Annotated in this window: 15 protein-coding genes; 3 read left to right on the top strand and 12 right to left on the bottom strand. The window is 62.1% G+C overall.

What is annotated here, in order from left to right; genetic code table 11:
* Nucleotides 1-24 precede the first annotated feature (24 nt).
* The 4 genes from B9Z01_RS14430 to B9Z01_RS14415 are packed head-to-tail and all read right to left on the bottom strand — an operon-like array spanning nucleotide 25 to nucleotide 3,581.
* On the bottom strand, nucleotides 25-915 hold the full coding sequence (locus tag B9Z01_RS14430) for a hypothetical protein (protein WP_085484089.1): 891 nt from the start codon (nucleotides 913-915) through the stop codon (nucleotides 25-27).
* On the bottom strand, nucleotides 912-1,502 hold the full coding sequence (locus B9Z01_RS14425; protein WP_085484087.1) for a histidine phosphatase family protein: 591 nt from the start codon (nucleotides 1,500-1,502) through the stop codon (nucleotides 912-914). The genes B9Z01_RS14430 and B9Z01_RS14425 overlap by 4 nt, the downstream gene beginning before the upstream one ends.
* A gap of 20 nt (nucleotides 1,503-1,522) precedes the next feature.
* Nucleotides 1,523-2,542, bottom strand: coding sequence for a glycosyltransferase (locus B9Z01_RS14420; RefSeq protein ID WP_244196017.1), 1,020 nt, complete (start codon nucleotides 2,540-2,542; stop codon nucleotides 1,523-1,525).
* 49 nt (nucleotides 2,543-2,591) lie between these two features.
* Nucleotides 2,592-3,581, bottom strand: a complete 990-nt coding sequence (locus tag B9Z01_RS14415; protein WP_085484083.1) for a glycosyltransferase family 4 protein — start codon at nucleotides 3,579-3,581, stop codon at nucleotides 2,592-2,594.
* A gap of 515 nt (nucleotides 3,582-4,096) precedes the next feature.
* Here B9Z01_RS14415 and B9Z01_RS14410 point away from each other — a divergent pair.
* From B9Z01_RS14410 to B9Z01_RS14400, 3 genes are all read left to right on the top strand, one after another.
* Nucleotides 4,097-5,053, top strand: coding sequence for a class I SAM-dependent methyltransferase (locus B9Z01_RS14410; RefSeq protein ID WP_085484081.1), 957 nt, complete (start codon nucleotides 4,097-4,099; stop codon nucleotides 5,051-5,053).
* A 47-nt stretch (nucleotides 5,054-5,100) separates the two neighbouring features.
* Nucleotides 5,101-6,174 (top strand): zinc-dependent alcohol dehydrogenase, encoded by a 1,074-nt coding sequence (locus tag B9Z01_RS14405; protein WP_167387489.1) that lies wholly within the window; start codon nucleotides 5,101-5,103, stop codon nucleotides 6,172-6,174.
* 77 nt (nucleotides 6,175-6,251) lie between these two features.
* Nucleotides 6,252-7,409 (top strand): methyltransferase domain-containing protein, encoded by a 1,158-nt coding sequence (locus B9Z01_RS14400; RefSeq protein ID WP_085484079.1) that lies wholly within the window; start codon nucleotides 6,252-6,254, stop codon nucleotides 7,407-7,409.
* A 43-nt stretch (nucleotides 7,410-7,452) separates the two neighbouring features.
* On the opposite strand, the gene B9Z01_RS14395 is transcribed toward B9Z01_RS14400, so the two are convergent.
* The 8 genes from B9Z01_RS14395 to B9Z01_RS14360 form a co-directional block, all read right to left on the bottom strand.
* The gene (locus B9Z01_RS14395; protein ID WP_167387488.1) at nucleotides 7,453-8,763 is read right to left on the bottom strand and encodes a DUF2142 domain-containing protein; all 1,311 of its coding nucleotides are present in this window, start codon (nucleotides 8,761-8,763) and stop codon (nucleotides 7,453-7,455) included.
* Between the two features lie 178 nt (nucleotides 8,764-8,941).
* Nucleotides 8,942-9,292 (bottom strand): EamA family transporter, encoded by a 351-nt coding sequence (locus tag B9Z01_RS14390; RefSeq protein WP_085484075.1) that lies wholly within the window; start codon nucleotides 9,290-9,292, stop codon nucleotides 8,942-8,944.
* Between the two features lie 83 nt (nucleotides 9,293-9,375).
* Nucleotides 9,376-10,419 (bottom strand): glycosyltransferase family 2 protein, encoded by a 1,044-nt coding sequence (locus B9Z01_RS14385; RefSeq protein WP_085484755.1) that lies wholly within the window; start codon nucleotides 10,417-10,419, stop codon nucleotides 9,376-9,378.
* Nucleotides 10,420-10,674: 255 nt separating this feature from the next.
* On the bottom strand, nucleotides 10,675-11,811 hold the full coding sequence (locus tag B9Z01_RS14380; protein WP_085484073.1) for a glycosyltransferase: 1,137 nt from the start codon (nucleotides 11,809-11,811) through the stop codon (nucleotides 10,675-10,677).
* Entirely contained in the window at nucleotides 11,808-13,073 is a 1,266-nt protein-coding gene (locus tag B9Z01_RS14375) for a glycosyltransferase (RefSeq protein ID WP_085484071.1), read from the bottom strand. Before B9Z01_RS14375 ends, B9Z01_RS14380 begins: the two co-directional genes overlap by 4 nt.
* Entirely contained in the window at nucleotides 13,066-14,187 is a 1,122-nt protein-coding gene (wecB, locus tag B9Z01_RS14370) for a non-hydrolyzing UDP-N-acetylglucosamine 2-epimerase (RefSeq protein ID WP_085484069.1), read from the bottom strand. The genes B9Z01_RS14375 and wecB overlap by 8 nt, the downstream gene beginning before the upstream one ends.
* Complete coding sequence (locus tag B9Z01_RS14365; protein ID WP_085484067.1) at nucleotides 14,184-15,785, bottom strand: polysaccharide deacetylase family protein; 1,602 nt, start codon at nucleotides 15,783-15,785, stop codon at nucleotides 14,184-14,186. The genes wecB and B9Z01_RS14365 overlap by 4 nt, the downstream gene beginning before the upstream one ends.
* Nucleotides 15,782-17,164 carry a phenylacetate--CoA ligase family protein gene (locus tag B9Z01_RS14360; protein ID WP_085484065.1) on the bottom strand — a complete coding sequence of 461 codons (1,383 nt, stop codon included), beginning with the start codon at nucleotides 17,162-17,164 and terminating at the stop codon, nucleotides 15,782-15,784. The genes B9Z01_RS14365 and B9Z01_RS14360 overlap by 4 nt, the downstream gene beginning before the upstream one ends.
* Between the last annotated feature and the right edge of the window lie 156 nt (nucleotides 17,165-17,320).

The following is a 17,320-nucleotide window of genomic DNA, read 5'->3' as shown; positions in this document are numbered from 1 at the left end:
GCGCCCGTCTCACGGCTACGCTGCTTACTGGCCGCGCCTGTCGAAGTCGATCGGCTGGCCCGTATGCGGATGCGGAGTAAACGAAAAGTGCGCGCGCACGTACTTCTGCGATAACGTGCACAGCAAATCCATCAAGGCAATCTGCTCCGCGGGAAACACGGGCGCCCGATCCGCGGCATCGATCGGCTTTTGCATGTAGCGCACGATGTCTTTTTCAAAGTCGCTCACGCAATAGTCCAGAACCCGGTCGCCCTCGATCGGATAAGCGGCCACCTTCAGATCGCGATGCAGCGAAAGATGCGTGCTGAACAGACGCTCGGCGACGAACGGCAGAAACGGCGCATCGTCCGAATGGACCGTGGGTTCGAGCACCGCGCGCGCGGCTTCACTGTCGCTTTGCGTTTCGAGGAAAGTGGCAATCGGCTCGAGCACCTTGCCGACATAGTTCTCCCAGAAAGACTGCGAGCCGACCCAGAAATTGCAGTAGCACAGCGTATTCGCCGACTGGCGCGGCGCCTCGCGCAGATTCCACGGAATCCCGCATGCGTCGAGCAATAGCTGACTGCGCTCCACGAGCCCGGGGTGCGCATGCTCGCCCTGCATCCACGCAGTAAACGAGAAATAGGCCAGTTGCGGAAAAGGATTGATCATGCAGACATCGGCATCGGCGTTGGCCTGCACGAACTCCAGAAACTGGCTGCCGTCTATGCGCGCCTTCAATGAAAATTTCGGCGAGAAAAGGCCCGTGAAGTCCTGCTGCAAATGCATGCCCTTGCGGTACATGTCGACCAGAATATAGAACTCACGCCATGCGGCATGGGCATTGTTGCGAAGTACGAGCGGATGGAAGGCCTTTTCGGAAAGGACTTGCCCCGGCGCGTAAAGCGGCTCGAAAATCTTGATCGATGCACTCATGACAGTCCTGCGATCTGCAAATAAAAGTTTCCGGTATGCACGTTCTGCCGGAACAGCGTGATCGATGCGTTCGGCACCAGCACGTTGGGAAATTTCGACAACGGTATGTTCAGCAGATACTGCGAAATCACCGAGATCGGCCCCGCATGACACACGGCGGCGATCAGGCCTGGCTCGCCGGCATGCCGCAGCACTTCTTCCTCGACCCAGTTCACCGACCGCGCGGCCAGTTCGAGATGGGACTCGCCCCCCTCGTAACGGTCCGACAGATGCTTGCCCCAGTCGGGATACGCCACGCGAAAATCTTCGGCCTTCCACGTCGCGAACCGTCCGGCATTGGTTTCGCCAAGGCGCGGGTCGACCGTCCAGCCGCTCTTGTCCTTGAAGAGTACTTCGGTGGTTTGCAACGCGCGCCGCCACGGGCTCGTGAACACGCGATCGGGTACGAGGCCGCGGCTTTCCATCAGCGTACGCAGCTTCGCGGCCTGCTGCAGGCCGTGCTCGGTCAACTCGTCCTGTTCGGTCGAGTTCAGCAGGCCGGCCACGTTGGCGAACGATTGGCCGTGGCGAATCAGGAGAAGATCCATAAGAGTGAGTTAGCTACGCGTTAGCCGTGCAAGGACTTGGGTGACAGGGGGTCGGGCAGCGCCTTCAGGAACATTGCCGAAATGCGCCGCACACTGAAACGGTCGAACACATCGGCATAGGCATGCTCGCGGATCGATTGCCGAAGCTTCGCGTCAACAAGCATTTCTTCGAGCGCCTGCGCCCAGCTCTGCGCCGTATTGGCCGCGATGTATCCCGTCACGCGATGCTTGACGTTTTCGCGGTAGGTCGGGCAATCGGAATAGATGCTCGGAATGCCGAGGCTCCCGTAATCCGCGTATTTGATCGGCGACTTGCACGAGTTGAAGAACAGCGTCTCGGGATCTTCTTCCGCGCCGAGCGGCACGATCGCGAACGAGTAGCCTTCGTCGCGAATCGCTTTCTTGTACTCGATATTGCCGCGGCTGCCGCGATGCGTCACACGCGGAATCGAATGAAGCTCGGGAAACGGATCGCCCCAGAAGTCGATCGATACGTTTTCGTTGCGCGTCAGAAAGCCGTGCAAGGTCGCGAAGAAATCCTTGCGGAAGTTGACGAGCTTCACGCCGTCGAGATTCGAGAAGATGATCTTCGGCGGCTGGGTTTCCTTCCAGAGTTCGGGCGAAAGATCGAACGCCTGCTGGTCGAATCCGTTGGGGATGATCAGCACGTCGTCCGAGCGCCGCACCTTGCGCATGCGATCCTGCAACAGCTGATTCGACGCGGTTGCCGCGCTCGCCTCGCGAATCATCGCGAGCACGTTGTAGAGCACGTCCTCGTTCATTTCGAGAACGCTCCACGACGGCAGATCGAGCAGCCAGTCGTCGAGATCGTAAATCGTGTGGAGACCGAGTTCGTTGGCCATTCGCATGATCTTCAGCGAAAGGTTCGACACGTGTTTGTTGAACAGCACCACGTCGAAGCGATGCAGATGACTCACGCCAACTTCCGCCTCCGATATCTGCTCCCACTCGATCAGCTGATGCCGCTGCATGTACGAAAGCAAAGGCGCAAACCTCGCGCCGATCGTACGCGAACTCATTCGGCCATCGGTCATGGAGCGCCGCTGGACGACCAGCAGGCGAGGAATCTTAGGAATGTGTGAGGCCGGCATCGATCAGGTGTCTGATTAAGTCTGCTGCTACCGTACTCGACGAGTGCCGTGCATAGACGCGTTCGTAATTGCTTTCGATTTTTGCGTCCCTGTCCTTGTCGGAGAGGGCTGCCTGAATCGCGGGAACGATGTCCGGCGCGCTGGTGGAAGCCGCGTACCAGACATTGTCGTCGAAGTGCTCGCGCTGCCAATCCCCATCGACCATGACGAGCGGCTTCTTCACGAACGCACCTTCGAGGCAGGAGCGCCCCGGCGGATCGAAGCTCGGCTCCGCGACCACCAGCGCATTGGCGAGCGCTGAGCGCAATAGCGCGCTGCACGGCTGGATGAACGGCAGAAAGTGAATGCCGCGATGCGCCTCGCGCATGCACTCCCGGTAGTATTGCTCGTCGCGGAAGCCGCCCACCATGAGCCCATTCACTTCGAGCTGGTTGAGCGCGCGGATGAGTTCGAGCTGATTCTTGACCGGCTCGATCAGACCGAGGCACAGCACGTAATCCGACACGTCGCAGACGGTGGGCAGTAAATCTTTATCGGCGGGCGCGAGGAAGCGGTCAGATATACCGGAGCCGACCACCACGCACTTGTCGGGATCGGCCGTGATGTGCGCGTTGAAATGATCGAGTTCGGTCGAGGACTTGAAGAGCAGCCGGTCGGCGCGCCGCACGAGCGCTTCGATCCGGCTGATTTCCGCTGCCTCCGGCGGGCTCAGCCACCAGACATTGGGCCAGAGAAAGAGCTTCTTGCCCTGGTTGACCGTCTCGCGGATGATCGCCTCTCCGTCCGCGTGCACGGAGAAATGCATGACCGCGTCGTAAAAGCGTAGCGGCCGGCTGCGAATGCCATAAATATCGGCCTGTACGTCCGAATCGTTGAGGAGTTCGGCGACCTGCACGAGTTCCGACTCACCACCACCGCTCGTCATGAATGCGGTACTGTGAGTGGTCAGGAGAATTTTAAAATGCATATTGCGGGCTCCGTCCCGAATCGCCCCGTATCGTGGGCGCTAGTGCCGTCCGCGACGGCGCGCACCTGGTGTCCGTAGCCGGCAAGGCAGGCCCGGACGTTGTCGGCAGGGGCTTGATTTTACGCCAAAACGCAGTACAAACGATCCCTGTGGCGACGCAGTGGGCATGCGTCTCCCAGGCTTTCGTGACTTTTATTTAGGCGCCTCACGACAACGGCCGCCACGACGGCCGCGGGGTCTTCAACAAGCGTTGCATGCGTACCCCGAAACCCTGACGGAACAGCACCTTGCGGGCCACGTTTGCGACCGTGCCGATTGCTATGACGAATATTTTGTAAGCAACGGTAACTGCAAGCCGGGGCGTAGGCATACAGGAATAAACGACGTGCAGAATAACGTACGTCAGCGGGCGTGCGTTAGACTGACCCGTCGAAGATCCAGCAGCGCAGGGATATCGCCATCGGATTTGCTCCTCTGGAATTGCCTTCACGAACCTATCAAGCCGGAGACGTAAGATGTCGGCATCGACCGAACTTCTCGATTCACTTGCAGCGCAGCATCCCGAAGTTGCAGAACTCATCGCCGAACGGGATAAGTATCGCGACTCGCTTCACACCAACGTCCCACATTTTTCGAATCTCGGCGACGTCCCCCCTGGCCACTACTATTCGCCGATTCCCTCGATCCCCGATATTCAGAAGGACGAGGCACGCCTGTTCGGAACGATCTCGCGCACCCTGCCCGGCATCGAATTCAACGAAGAGGCGCAGGTGCGGCTCGTCGAGGAATTCGCGAACAGGTATTACGGCGAGATGCCGTTCGAGCCGCACAAGAAAGACGGACTGCGCTTCTACTTCGAAAACGTGATGTTCTCGTATGGAGACGCCACGTCGCTCTACTGCATGATTCGCCATCTGCGGCCGCGCCGCATCGTCGAAATCGGCTCGGGCTTTTCCTCCGCCGTTTCGCTCGACACCAACGACCTGTTCTTCGACGGCCAGATCAAATGTACCTTCGTCGAACCGAACAACGAACGGCTGCTGTCGCTGCTGACCGAGAAAGACAAGGTCACCTCGAAGATCGTGAAGTCGCTCGCGCAGGATGTCGACCTCTCGGTGTTCACGGAACTGGAAGCCAACGACATCCTGTTCGTCGACTCCTCGCATGTGAGCAAGATCGGCAGCGACGTCAACCGGATCATCTTCGAAATATTGCCGATCCTGGCTCCCGGCGTGCACATCCATTTCCACGACGTGTTCCTGCCGCTCGAGTATCCGCCGCAGTGGGTCTACGAAGGCCGCGCATGGAACGAGGCCTATCTGTTGCGCGCATTCCTTCAATACAACAGCACTTTCGAGGTCGTGCTCATGAATACATTCATGGGCCACTTCCACGCCGAGTTGATGAACGAGCGCATGCCGCTCTTCATGCGCAACCCCGGTGCGAGCTTCTGGATCAGGAAAGCGCGCTGAGCGCATCGACCCGCGTTTTTACGTACAGGATTCGAGGAGATTGACAGATGACTTCGACGAGCGAACTCGCGCATCGCACCGAAGGCGCATCCATGCGGGCCGGATTGCTCGATGGTCTTCGCACGATGAAAGTCGCCCGCATACCCGTGCCTGATTTGCTGCCCGGCACCGTCATCGTCAAGGTCGCGAGCGTCGGCATCTGCGGCAGTGATCTGCATGCCTACAGAAACGTCGATGCTCATCAGAGCTTTCCGAGCGGTCACGAACTGAGCGGCACCGTGGTCGAAACAGGCGCGGGCGTGACGACAGTGCGCGTCGGCGAACGCGTCACGATCGACATGGTGCTCGGCACCGCGTGCGGCACCTGCGAATACTGCAAACTCGGCGCGCCGATTCATTGCCGGGCGCGCGAATTTCCGTTCGGCGGCGGCTTCGCCGAATATGTGCGCACGAAGGAAGTAGGTGTATTCCCGCTGCCCGATGCCGTGGACGACCGCCTCGGCGCAATCGTCGAACCGCTTGCCGTCGGTGTCCACGCATGCCGCAAAATGCGCATCGAGCGAGGCTCGGTCGGCGTCGTGGTCGGCGCGGGCACGATCGGTCTTTCGGCACTCGCCGCCGCTCTCGACGCCGGCAGCGAACGCGTCTACGTCGTCGCAAGACATGCGGCCCAGGCGCGCGCGGCGCTGGCCATGGGCGCCACCGCGATCCTGCCGGCCGATCGCGCAGAAGCAATCAGGACGGTCGAACAGGCAACCGGCGGATTGGGCGCGCACTATGCGATCGAGGCCGTCGGCGGAACAGCGGACACCTTCGATTACACCTGCCAGTTCGTGCGGCCGCTCGGTCAGGTCGCCGTGCTCGGTGCTTTCGATCACGGCTTCAAAAGCATCGAAATCATCGCGCCGCACATCAAGGAACTGACGATTCATCTGCCGAACTGCTACGGCTCGATCGACGGTCAACACGACTTCGCGCTGGCCATCGATCTGCTCGCGCGCAAGGGCGGCACGTTGCGCGCCATGATCACGCACGACCTGAGTCTCGACGACATTCAGGAAGCCTTCCGGCTGGCTTGCGACAAAAGTTCGGACTCCATCAAGGTCCAGGTTCACACCTGATGGAATGAGCAGCCACACGGATTGCGGCGAACATCGATCAAAACAGGAAGCTGTGCCGTCCATTGCGAGGAGGCAACATGGCGAAGGAAGACAATGGTCTGAACATCGTTGACGCTCGGGACCAAAGACGCGGCCGTCTATTGAAAGGCCTGGACGTCAAGGAAAGCGTGGGCGTTGAAATAGGCCCGCTTTGCTGGCCCCTCGTGCGACGCAGCGACGGCGAAATCATCTACGTGGACCATACGGATACGCCTCACCTGCGCCAGAAGTACAACGGCGACCCTCATCTCGACATCAATGAAATCGTCGATGTCGACGCGGTGTGGGGACGCAATACGCTTCACGAAGCGATCAAAGGCCGTTATGTCGATTACGTCGTGGCCTCTCATGTGGTCGAGCATGTTCCCGATCTGGTCACGTGGCTCAGGGAACTGGGCGCCGTTCTGAAGCCCACTGGCGAAGTGCGTCTCGCCGTTCCCGACAGACGCTTCACCTTCGACTATTTCCGCCAGGAAAGCCGCCTGCCAGAGGTTCTGGCGAGCTATATCGCCCGGGCGCGCATACCGCAACCCTATTCGCTACTCGATCACTGTCTTTCCGTCGCCGATGTGTCTCCCCAGGAGGCCTGGCAAAAGAGACTCGACCCGGCTTCGGTCAAACGGCATCACACATGGCGAGGCGCGCTGGAACTCGCGCGCGACGCATACGAAAACGGCGCTTACCACGACGTGCACTGCTGGGTTTTCACGCCGCGATCTTTTGCGAGACTCATCGCCGATCTTTGCAAAATGGAATTGATCGATTTCGCATGTGAAGATTTCTGCGACACGCTGCACAACGACATCGAGTTTTCTGTCGTGATGAGGCGATCGCGCGACCGGCAATATATCGCCGACAGCTGGTTGCGAATGGAACGATTAGCCAGTGACGCGACGCCGGCCGTGTCGTTCTGGCGCACGCGCCGCAAGCTCGAGGAATTGCGCACGGTGCAGGATGGCGGCAGAAGCACGTCGCGCGTATGCGGACAGCACAGCGAACTGGACCCCGACGAACCTATTGCATTACCGCCAGGCTTCGATGCTCAGGAATATCTTGCCGCCAATCCGGATGTGGCGGCGGCTGGGGCGGATGCGGTTGAGCATTATCAGCATTTTGGGTGGCGGGAGAGGCGACCGCTGCACCCGTCCCCCCAGGTTCAGACTGCACCTTCTCCGATTGCCGTTGAAACGAGGTGACGATTATTTCCGCGAAGAGACCCAGAGTAGGCACGCTCTTCTTCTAAAGATAGTACTTCCAGAGCAGCGTCGAAGCTGTCATCGAAACAGAAAACGTGATGAACGCGCCGCAGACAATTAGCGTGGCCAGATTGCGCTTCTCGCCGGTGCTTCGGGAGCTGAGTGCGTATGCGGCGAGGATCGCCGGTGCGGTGAAATAGCGGCCCTGAATTCCGATTATCACTTCGGCCGGAAGTGCAGTCCACGTCATGAGCAGCGCGACGAACGTCAGCAGCACCGCCGACAAGGCCACCAGTACGGGCACCGCCCGCTCGACAGCGCCGACGCGCCGGGAGAATGCCAGCGCCAGTGTAACAACGAGTGCGGCGCCCGCGACCGGATAGGTGACCGGCGCCATCGGCCGGTCAAGCCAGCCCAGCACGCCGACGAACTGGTGGTAGTAAGAACTGCTGATCGCCGGGTTCGACACCGTGCGCCAGATGATTTCGATCAACTCGACAGGATGATGCAGGTAGAAGGAGACAACCTGCTTCGATGTGACCGCGCGCGTCCAGCGCAGATCGACGGTGTGCGACGTGCCGTAAAGGATCCAGCCCAGCGCCGCGGCGGCTGCAATCACAGATGCGATCAGCGCACGCCTGTCGCGGCGGAAGAAGAACACGACGCACGGTAGCGCAACGATGGCAATCAGTTGCGGCCGGCTGGTCGCAATCATGAATACCGACAGAATCAGCAGTGCGCTCCAGCGGAGCGGAAACGGCGCATCCCGCTCCATGCCCCGCCGGAACAGACTGGCCGCGAGTATCGTCCATGCGAACGACATGCCGTCGGCCGAAGCGCTCGACATCTGGAACATCGTCATGGGCAGAGCCAACAGGCAGATCACCAACGCGTTTGGCGGGAAGATGGTGAAGGCGTAGGCAATGATGACGGCAACCGAAAGTAACGTTGTCGCGCGCGCGAGCCGGTACGAAGCCCCTACGCCCAGATTCAGCGTTTGTCCGATCCGCAGGCCGACCGCCTGCGGCAGATAGCCTAGCGGGAAGTATGGCGCAGCGCCAGCCATGTCGACGTAATGGCGCACCTTCGCCCACCTGATGTCAGCAGCCGCTTTTGCCGTTTCCGCGCTCATGCGCGCGTCGGGCTTCGTCGACAGCGCCTGGAACATGAGGACTTGATATTGTTGCAGCGCATCGTCGAAGTAACCGCCAGTGGACAGGCCCGGTTCGGTGACAGTGTGAGACAGAACGGACAGCAGGTACGCACGTTTGACGTGGTCGTTCTCGTCGGGCGACTGCATTGGCGGGATCAGGGCAGAGAAAATGCTGCCGATAATGACGACCGCGAAGAACACGATTGCGGCCCGACTCAACTTGTTCATGCATCCCTCGGAGATTATTTTCCGGCGAATGATACATCAGGCTTTTGAGGCAACTCGGGTTTGGCGGACCATCCTGTTCGAAACCATGCGCAAGTAATTGATCTGCTTGCGACGGACATGGACGTTCAACCGCCGCTTCGGTGAATTCGCGTCACCCGAAACGGGTGGCGACGACGAGGCCGATCACGACCAGCGCCGTACCGACCGCGTAACCCGGCGTGATGTGTTCCTTGAAAATAAAGTGGCTCGCAATCGGCACGATGATGAAACACAGCGCCATGAACGAATAAGCTCTATTGAGGTTCACGAATCTCAACAGGTTGATCCAGAGCAGGGTCGCGATCGCGTAGATGGCGAGCGCAAAGAAGATCGTCAGCACCGCGCGCGGTGAAAACCAGGTACCCGCACTCTGCACTTCCATGCCGGCTTTCTTGAAGGCGATCTGTCCAATGGCGATGATGCAGGCGCAGGCGATTGCCCAGATGGTTTGAAGAGGTGTCATCTTCTATACGGTAATTGAATCGTGGAAATCGGCGCTCATCGACCGTTCCGGACGATGGCGCAAAAAAAACCCGGCAAGCGGACTTATTCAACGGGATCGAGCGGACGCTGGTCATCGGGCGTCAACAGCTTGCGCGCCTCAGAGGGATGAAAAGGCAGAAATTTGCTGATCGCCCGCGACGGAACGTTGGCGACATCGAAGTTCAGAAAACCCAGCAGGAATTGCAGGCCGATCAGCACCGGCAGCGCCGACAGCATGATCGTGCCCAACGGAGTCGGCGTAGCGGTCGCGAGCGCGCTGATCCAATGCACGATGCCGAAGCACACTCCGAACACGAACAGAATCAGGCCGGCAATCAACTCGAAGGTCGCGGCCGTCATGTCACGCAGAAAATAGTTGTAGAAGATCCGCTTCGTGAAGTTCTTCGCGTGCTTGCCCATGAACTCAAAGAGCACGTTCGTGATCTTCAGATTGGATTGCTCATCGCCATACACCGCGTCCATCGGAATATCGGCGACCACCGCGCGCAGCGTATTGAGTCGGAACAGCATGTCTGTTTCGAAGAAGTAACGCTTGCTGATCCGGTCGAACGGCAAGTGTGATGCGGTGCGTGCATTAATGGCCGTGTAGCCGTTAGTCGGATCGAAAATCGTCCAGTAGCCCGTCGATATCTTGCTCATGATCGACAGCCCGGCATTGCCGATCAGGCGCATCGCCGGCATCCTGGTGATATGCGTGAGGTCGTAGAAGCGATTTCCCTTGCAGTAGTCAGCCCAGCCTTCGATGATCGGCAGCACGAATTGCGGCAGAAGGCCCGGGTCCATCTGACCATCGCCATCCACTTTGACGATGACGTCCGCTCCGCCGGCGATCGCTTCCGCATAGCCCGTCATCACCGCGCCGCCGACGCCCTGGTTGACGGTATGCCGGACGACGCGAACGCGCGGGTCGCTGCAATGGCTTTCGACAAAGTCACCGCTGCCATCGGGGCAGCAGTCGTCGACCACGTAAATCCGGTCCACTTCCGGACCGATCCTGACGATCACGTCGAGAATGTGCGCGCGGACCTTGTAGCTCGGGATAACGACTGCAATGGATGCCGGCTTGCTCGGGATACTTGAATTCATGTGTGTCGTTTGTTTTTCAGGCCGATCCGCCAACGCAAATATCAGCCGAGGATACGGCAAAAATGCACGCATGGCGGCACGCGCGGAACGCCAGCCATGCGTCGCCGCGATGCGTCCCCTCACTCGCGATTCCTCCTGCGAGCGCGCCTGCCGCCGCACGGATTGCTTGAATCGCCACATTGTATACACATCGCATGGCGTGGAGACCGGCCGCCGGGCACGGGTCCGTCACGTGCCTCGCGTCGCGCGAACTATCTATCGGTTACGCGTGACGTCGTGATACAACGCGCCATACGCACGGCCCAGCGCCTCGCCCGAAAACAACGCTTCATAACGGGCGCGCGCGGCCTGTCCCATGCGTTCGGCCAACGCAGCGTCGCCCAGCAGGGTGTTCATCGCGCGAGCCAGTTCGTGTGCCTGCTCCGGCGCGACGACCAAGCCCGTCTCGCCAGCTTCGTTCACGTACGACGTGCCCGACCCCACTTCGCAGCACACCATTGGTTTACCGAACATGGCCGCCTCGACCAGCACCATGCCGAACGCTTCCGAGCGCAAATGCGACGGCAGCACCATCGCGCGGCAGCCCTTGAGCAGCGCGACTTTTTCGTCGTGCGTGACCTGCCCCGCGAACACGACGTTGCTCACGCCGCTCTGCCGCGCCATTGCTTCCAGACGCTCACGCTCCGGCCCCGAACCGGCGATCACGATCTTCGCGCCGATGCCGGGCGCGGCCTCGACGAGCGTATGCAGACCCTTGTAATAACGCAGCACGCCGAGCGCGAGAAAATAAGGCTCTCCATGCACGAGACCCAACCGGCTCTCGATGTTGCGCTGCGTGTCGCCGGGCAGCGGCGCATCGCGGTAATCGATGATGCCAAGCGGAATCGTCTTCAGATGCTCCCTCGACACGCACGCCGCCAGCGTCTCGCTGGTTCGCGCATAGGCCGGCGACGTCGCAACCACCGCGGACATGCTGCGCAGCGTGCGCCGCATCAGCGGTCCGTAGACGGCGCCCAGCAGCTTCTGGCGCACGATGTCGGAGTGATACGTCATCACCGTCGGCTTCTTCGTGCACCCAAGCAGATGCAACACGTCCGCGAACGGCCAGGGAAAATGAAAATGCACGACATCGGCCCACGCGGCCATCTCGCGATATTTCATCACGGAGCATGGGCCGCCGAGATCGCAGGAAGCGGGGGCCGCCCACGACTTTTCGCGGACCACCTGCCCTTCGGGATAATCGACGACCGTCGGCGTCGGTGTCGGCGACAAAGTCAGGATGCGCGGTTCGACGCCGCGCTCGCGCGTCGACAGCGCTATCTGGCGGATCGCTTCCTGCAAGCCGCCCGGTGGGTCCGGGAAGTACGTGCGGTACACATGAACGACCCTCACGTGCGTACCTCCGCATCGCATTCCCGCGCGCTACCGCCATCCGCTTGCTGGCAATGAAACGTAATCCTCAACATCTTGTCCAGCCGCGCTTCCCACGTATTCTCCCCCACCGCCGCGCGTACCTCCTCCGCACTCAGCTTGCCGCGCGCCAGCTGCTTTTCGATCGCCGCGATGAACGCGTCCGCATCGCCGCCCACTTCGAGACCCGGGCGCGGCTCTTTCGCGAAATCGAGCGGCGTCGACACGACCGGCAAGCCGGCCGCGAGATATTCATAGAACTTCATCGGGAACATCGAGCGCGTGTATTCGTTGAGCAGCGTCGGCAGCACGCCGACCCGCATGCCGCGCAGATACCGCGGCAGCACGCTATAAGGCCGGTAGCCGAGCAGATGCACGTTCGGCTGGCGCGCGAGTTGCGCGAGCAGTTCGCTGCGCTGCCCTTCGCGCTCCTCGCCGATAATCACCCACTGCCATTGCGGCCGCGCCTGCGCGGTTTGCAGCAGCAGCGGAAAGTCGACCTTGAAGTCCGACAGCACGCCGTGATAGACGAGCCGCGGTTCGGGAATCGCGGCCAGTTCGGCAGGTAGTTCAGCAGAAAGCGCCCCATCGGCGCGCGCCGCGCCGAAATGCGCATCGTCGACGACGTTGCCGAAGAAATGCGTGTTGCGGTTGAACGGCAGACACACGTCCTTCAGCGACTGCGCGGTCGTGAACACCGCCTCGCAGCGTCCGAGCAGATCCTGCTGCGCGTTGCGAAACGCATTGACGTCGACGCCCGGAATCGCCGCGATATCGTCGACGCAGTGATAAACGAGCGGCCCGCGCGGCAGCGTCGCAATCGCGTCGAGCATGTACGGGTGGTAGGTCCACACGACCGGCTTGTTGAAACGATGCGATCTTGCGAAGCGGTTCACCGAGAAGCGCAGCATCGCCTGGTTCAGCGGGCGCACGAACGGCAGGTGATGGCCGGCCGGCACCATCAGCGGCGACAGTACCCAGACGTTCTCCGCGCGACGCGGCGGCCCGAGCACGAGCGACTGCACGCCGCGCCACAAGCGCCGCCACAGGCGCGACCAGTCGCGCCCGCTGCCGACTTTCGGCGAGCGGAAGCCGACACTCTCCACGTACAGAATCCGCCAGCCGCGCGCGGCGAGAATGCTCGCCGTGTGCTGCTTGTTGGTCCAGTACGGTTCGTCCCAGTCGGCGGTTGAAAACAGCACACAGTCTTGCGCGGCGAGCGCGGTGTCCTTGCCGTCAGCCAATGAACACCTCGACCGGCCGCCCTTGCAGACTCTCGACGATGCGGCGCGACGCCAGCCCGTCGCCATACGGATTCGCGCGATTGCGCAGCGCGGCGCGCCGCGCCGGATCGTCGAGCCAGCCGATCACCGCGCTTTCGATGCTCGCCGCGCTCTGCCCGGCGAGCGTCGCGAAGCCGGCGTCGACGCCTTCGCGGCGCTCGGTGTGATTGCGCATCACGACGACCGGCACGCCGAAGGTCGGCGCTTCTTCCTGGATGCCGCCCGAATCGCTGACCACGACCGCGCTGCCGCTGATCAGATAGAGGCTGGTCGGATAATCGACCGGCTCGATCAGCACAAGGTTCGCGATGCCGTCGAGTTCGCGATGCACGGGACCGCGCACGGCCGGATTCAGATGCACGGGAAACACCCAGCGGTAGTCGCTATAGCGCTGGCATAAATCGCGCAGCACGCGGCAGATGTCCTGCAGCACGTCGCCGAAATTCTCGCGCCGGTGACAAGTGACGAGCACATGTTCCTGCTGCGCGCCGTGCCATGCGGGCAGCGGACTGCGCGGCGGCGTAACGTGCCAGCTCTGGCGCACTTCGGCGATCGCATCGACGACCGTATTGCCGGTCACGACGATCTTCTGCGCCGCGATGCCTTCGGCGAGGAGGCTCTCCCGCGCACGTTCGGTCGGCGCGAAATGCAGCGTGGCGATGCGGCCGAGCAGGCTGCGGTTCGCTTCCTCGGGGAATGGGCTCGCGAGATCGCCGGTGCGCAGCCCCGCTTCGACGTGGCCGACACGAATACCGCGATGAAACGCCGCGAAGCCCGCGCAGAACGCCGTCGTCGTATCGCCCTGCACGATCACCCAGTCGGGACGCGTTTCGTCGAGCGCGCGATCGAGTGCCGCGATCAGCCGCGACGACAGCGCGTTCAGCGATTGCCCGGGGCTCATCGTCTCGAGCGTGATGTCCGGTTCGATGCCGAAGAATTCGAGCGCCTGCGCGGCCATGTCCTTGTGCTGCCCGCTCGCGCAGACGATCGTCTCGAACTCGCCGCGCAACGCCCGCACGACCGGCGCGAGCTTGATGACCTCGGGCCGCGTGCCCATCACCACCATGACTTTCATTGCAGTGCTTTCCCCGGCTCCACCTGCCGATGAGCGCCCTTGAACTCGACGCCGAGCGTAAGGGGCGTCTTGAGGGGCGTCGTGTGTGCGGACGGCGTCACGACGCGAAACGCGCCGTCCTCTTCGATGATTTGTGTGAGCGACCTGAAGCGCAGGAAGTCGAGCGCGGCTTCCTCGTGCAGGAAGAGCGGCTTCTTCGCCTTGCCGCGGATGTACGCGATGAACTGCTCGTGCGCTTCGATACGCGACGCCTCGTCCGCCCAGCCGTACGTGTAGCGCTCGGAGAACGGATGATCGAGATAGCCGAACAGCGTGTTGGTCGCGTAGGCGTTGTCGAAGGCCTGCCTGAAAATCGCGAGCGGATCGCCCTCTTTCAGCATGCAGTCGCCGTGCAGCATGCACTGCTGGCTATGCCCGACGAAGCCTGCCGGCAAGCCGGCCAGCGCACCGCCGCGCGCGGTCACGAACTCCGGATCGTTGCGGATGATTCCGCCGATGCAACCCGCGTAGCCCGCGTCGATGAGGCCGCGCATCGCGTACGGCGGCGACTGGTGAAACGGCGACACGGCATAGCGCACCGGCACGCCGGTCGCGCGTTCGAGCAGTTCCGCCGACTGCGCGCCTTCCGCGAGCGCGGTGTCGTAGCTGCCGCCCCAGTTCGGCGAGTGCGTGGCCGTGTGCGACAGCACCGCGCCCTGCTGCCGGTCGGCGAGCAGTTCGCGCAAGATCTCATGCTGATCCGCGCGGTTCAGGTTCTGCGTATGCACGGCGAGCGAGAACGGCACGCCGAGGCGCTGATATGCCTGCCAAAGAGGACGCGCCGATTCGACCTCCTCGTCGCAATCGAGCCGCGAGGTAATCGCCGCATCGTAGCCCCACGGCAGCTCGCTCAGTACCGGCTGGCACGGCAACGCATCGGGCCGGTAGCCCGACAGGAACTGCTCGACGATGCGCCATTCGAACGAATCGCACGGGCCGACCGGCCGGTTGAACCACAGCACGCCCGAGGCGCCTGCGTCCCAGAGCGCCGCGTACGCGAACTGCCGCTCGCCGTTCACGACGACCGCAGCCAGCTCCGCTTCGGCGGGGACTTCCGGCGCTTCCGCGACCGCCCAGATCGAGCCGTCCGCGCGAATCGCGCCGTAGCCGAGGTTGTTCCATTCGTCGGTGAAGTCGAAGCGCTCGAACGGGCGATGCCACGCGCCGCCGCCGAGCGTCTGCGCCAATGCGCCGTAGCGCACCACCGCCGCGCTTTCGCGCGACTCGCCCGCTGGCGCCGATGCGCTGCGGCTCGCCTGCTCGAGTTCGGGCGGCAAGGCCGCGGGCCGGTAGCGCAGATAATCGGCGAGCGCGATCGGCATATGGCCGAACACGATCAGCTTGCGCGGCCGCGCGCTCGCGGCCCTGGTCACGAAGGCGATGAGGTCCGCGCTCCACGCATCGGGCGCGTCGACGGCGACCACGACATCCGGCGCGATCTCTTGCAGCGCGTTGCGCGTGATCGCCTGCGCCTGGGCCGAGCTGACCGAGCGCCGCAACGCCGCCAGCACGTATTGGCCAGCGTCGGCGCGCGCATCGGGAAACACGACACCGATCATGCGCTCACCACGTGACGGAATTTGGCGCGGCTGCCGACGCGCACGAAATCGTCGTGGCCGACGTAGGCGATCGTGAACGCGTCCTGCCAGAAGTGGCGCAGCTTCGCGGTCGTTTCCTCGGCGTTTGCGTGCGGTTCGAGGACGATTCGCAACGTGGGCGGCGTCGTGCGCAGATCGATCTGGAATTCCTGAATCCCGCCGACGCGGTGATCGAGCATGTCCTGGATGTGATGCGTCGGATGCGCGACGCCGTTGATCGGCACGACATCGTGAATGCGCCCGACCACGTCGGTCAGGAAGAAGCCCTTCTGCGTTTCCTGCACGCGCGCGAGGTCGCCGGTCGCGTAGCGCACGAGTGGCATCAGCTTGTTGCGGAACCCGGTGAACACGAGTTCGTGCGCGCCGTCGGGGTTGTCCACCGCAAGACGGCTTTCCGGCCAGCCCTCGGATTCGAGGATCTGGAAGCCGCCTTCATGGCCGTTGAGTTCATAGGCCATCACGCCGAGTTCGGCGAGGCCATAGCGGTTGATGACACGACAGCGCAGCGCCGACGCGATCTTGTCGCGCACGTGCGGCTCGAGCAGTTCGCCGCTCGACTCGAACACCTGGAACGCCTTACCGCCGCCGTACTTGCGTTCGACGTAGCAGGCGAGCGCGTACATGGTGGACGGATGCGAGTGCGCAAGATACGGGCGGCGGCGCTTGAGGATGCGCCACATTTCCTCGAGGCCTTGATCGTCGATGCGGTCGAAGAAGATGTTGCTGCGATTCATCGCGAAGCATTTGAAGTCTTCGCGCGAGGGCCATTCGGGCATGACCTGGTCCGGGAAACGGCACGCGAAGTGCAGCTCCGAGCGATGGCGCAGCTTGCCGATACGCTCGCGGCAATAGTTCGTGACCGCCGACGAATAATCGGCGCCTTCCTGGTCGTAGTAGATCGTCGTGGACAGCCCGGTCGAGCCGCCGGTCTTGCACGCGTGATGCTTGCCCGCTTCGAGCGGTCCCGACAACAGGCGCGGTCCCTGCTCGCGGATGATGTCCTTGGTCAGATACGGCAACTCTTCCAGATAGCGCGGGTCGTCCTTGACCTTGGCCGGATCGAACTGCTTCGCCAGGAACAGGTCACGGTAGTAAGGCACCTTCGCGCCGGCGAATTCGAGCATGTTCGCGAGCCGTTCGAGCGCGATGCGGCGGCGCTGCGGCACCGGCAACGCATAGTGTTCGCGCAGTTCGCGGACTTTCGGCCGCACGCTGCGTTTTTCGGCGTTCTCGGCAATCGGATACGCGATATAGCCGCCCGCGAAACCCTTGAGCGTGCGAAACGGCTGACGCACGAGCAGGGATTCGGAGTAGCGCAGGAATGGGTGGTTAGCTCGCATGAAATTCGAACCTTGTTGCGCCTCGGGGCACGGCCCCGAGGGGTGTTTCTGAACTGCGCATCGGGATTTCGCCGCGGGTCGGAGTGCTGCCACGCACTGCATGACGAACGACATGACGCACTACACGACCCACCGAACCACGCACTACGCCGCGAC

This window comes from Paraburkholderia susongensis (genome assembly GCF_900177725.1).
Lineage (GTDB): Bacteria > Pseudomonadota > Gammaproteobacteria > Burkholderiales > Burkholderiaceae > Paraburkholderia > Paraburkholderia susongensis.
The sequence above is the reverse complement of the archived record's forward strand: the minus strand, read 5'-3'. Positions and strand labels throughout refer to the sequence as shown.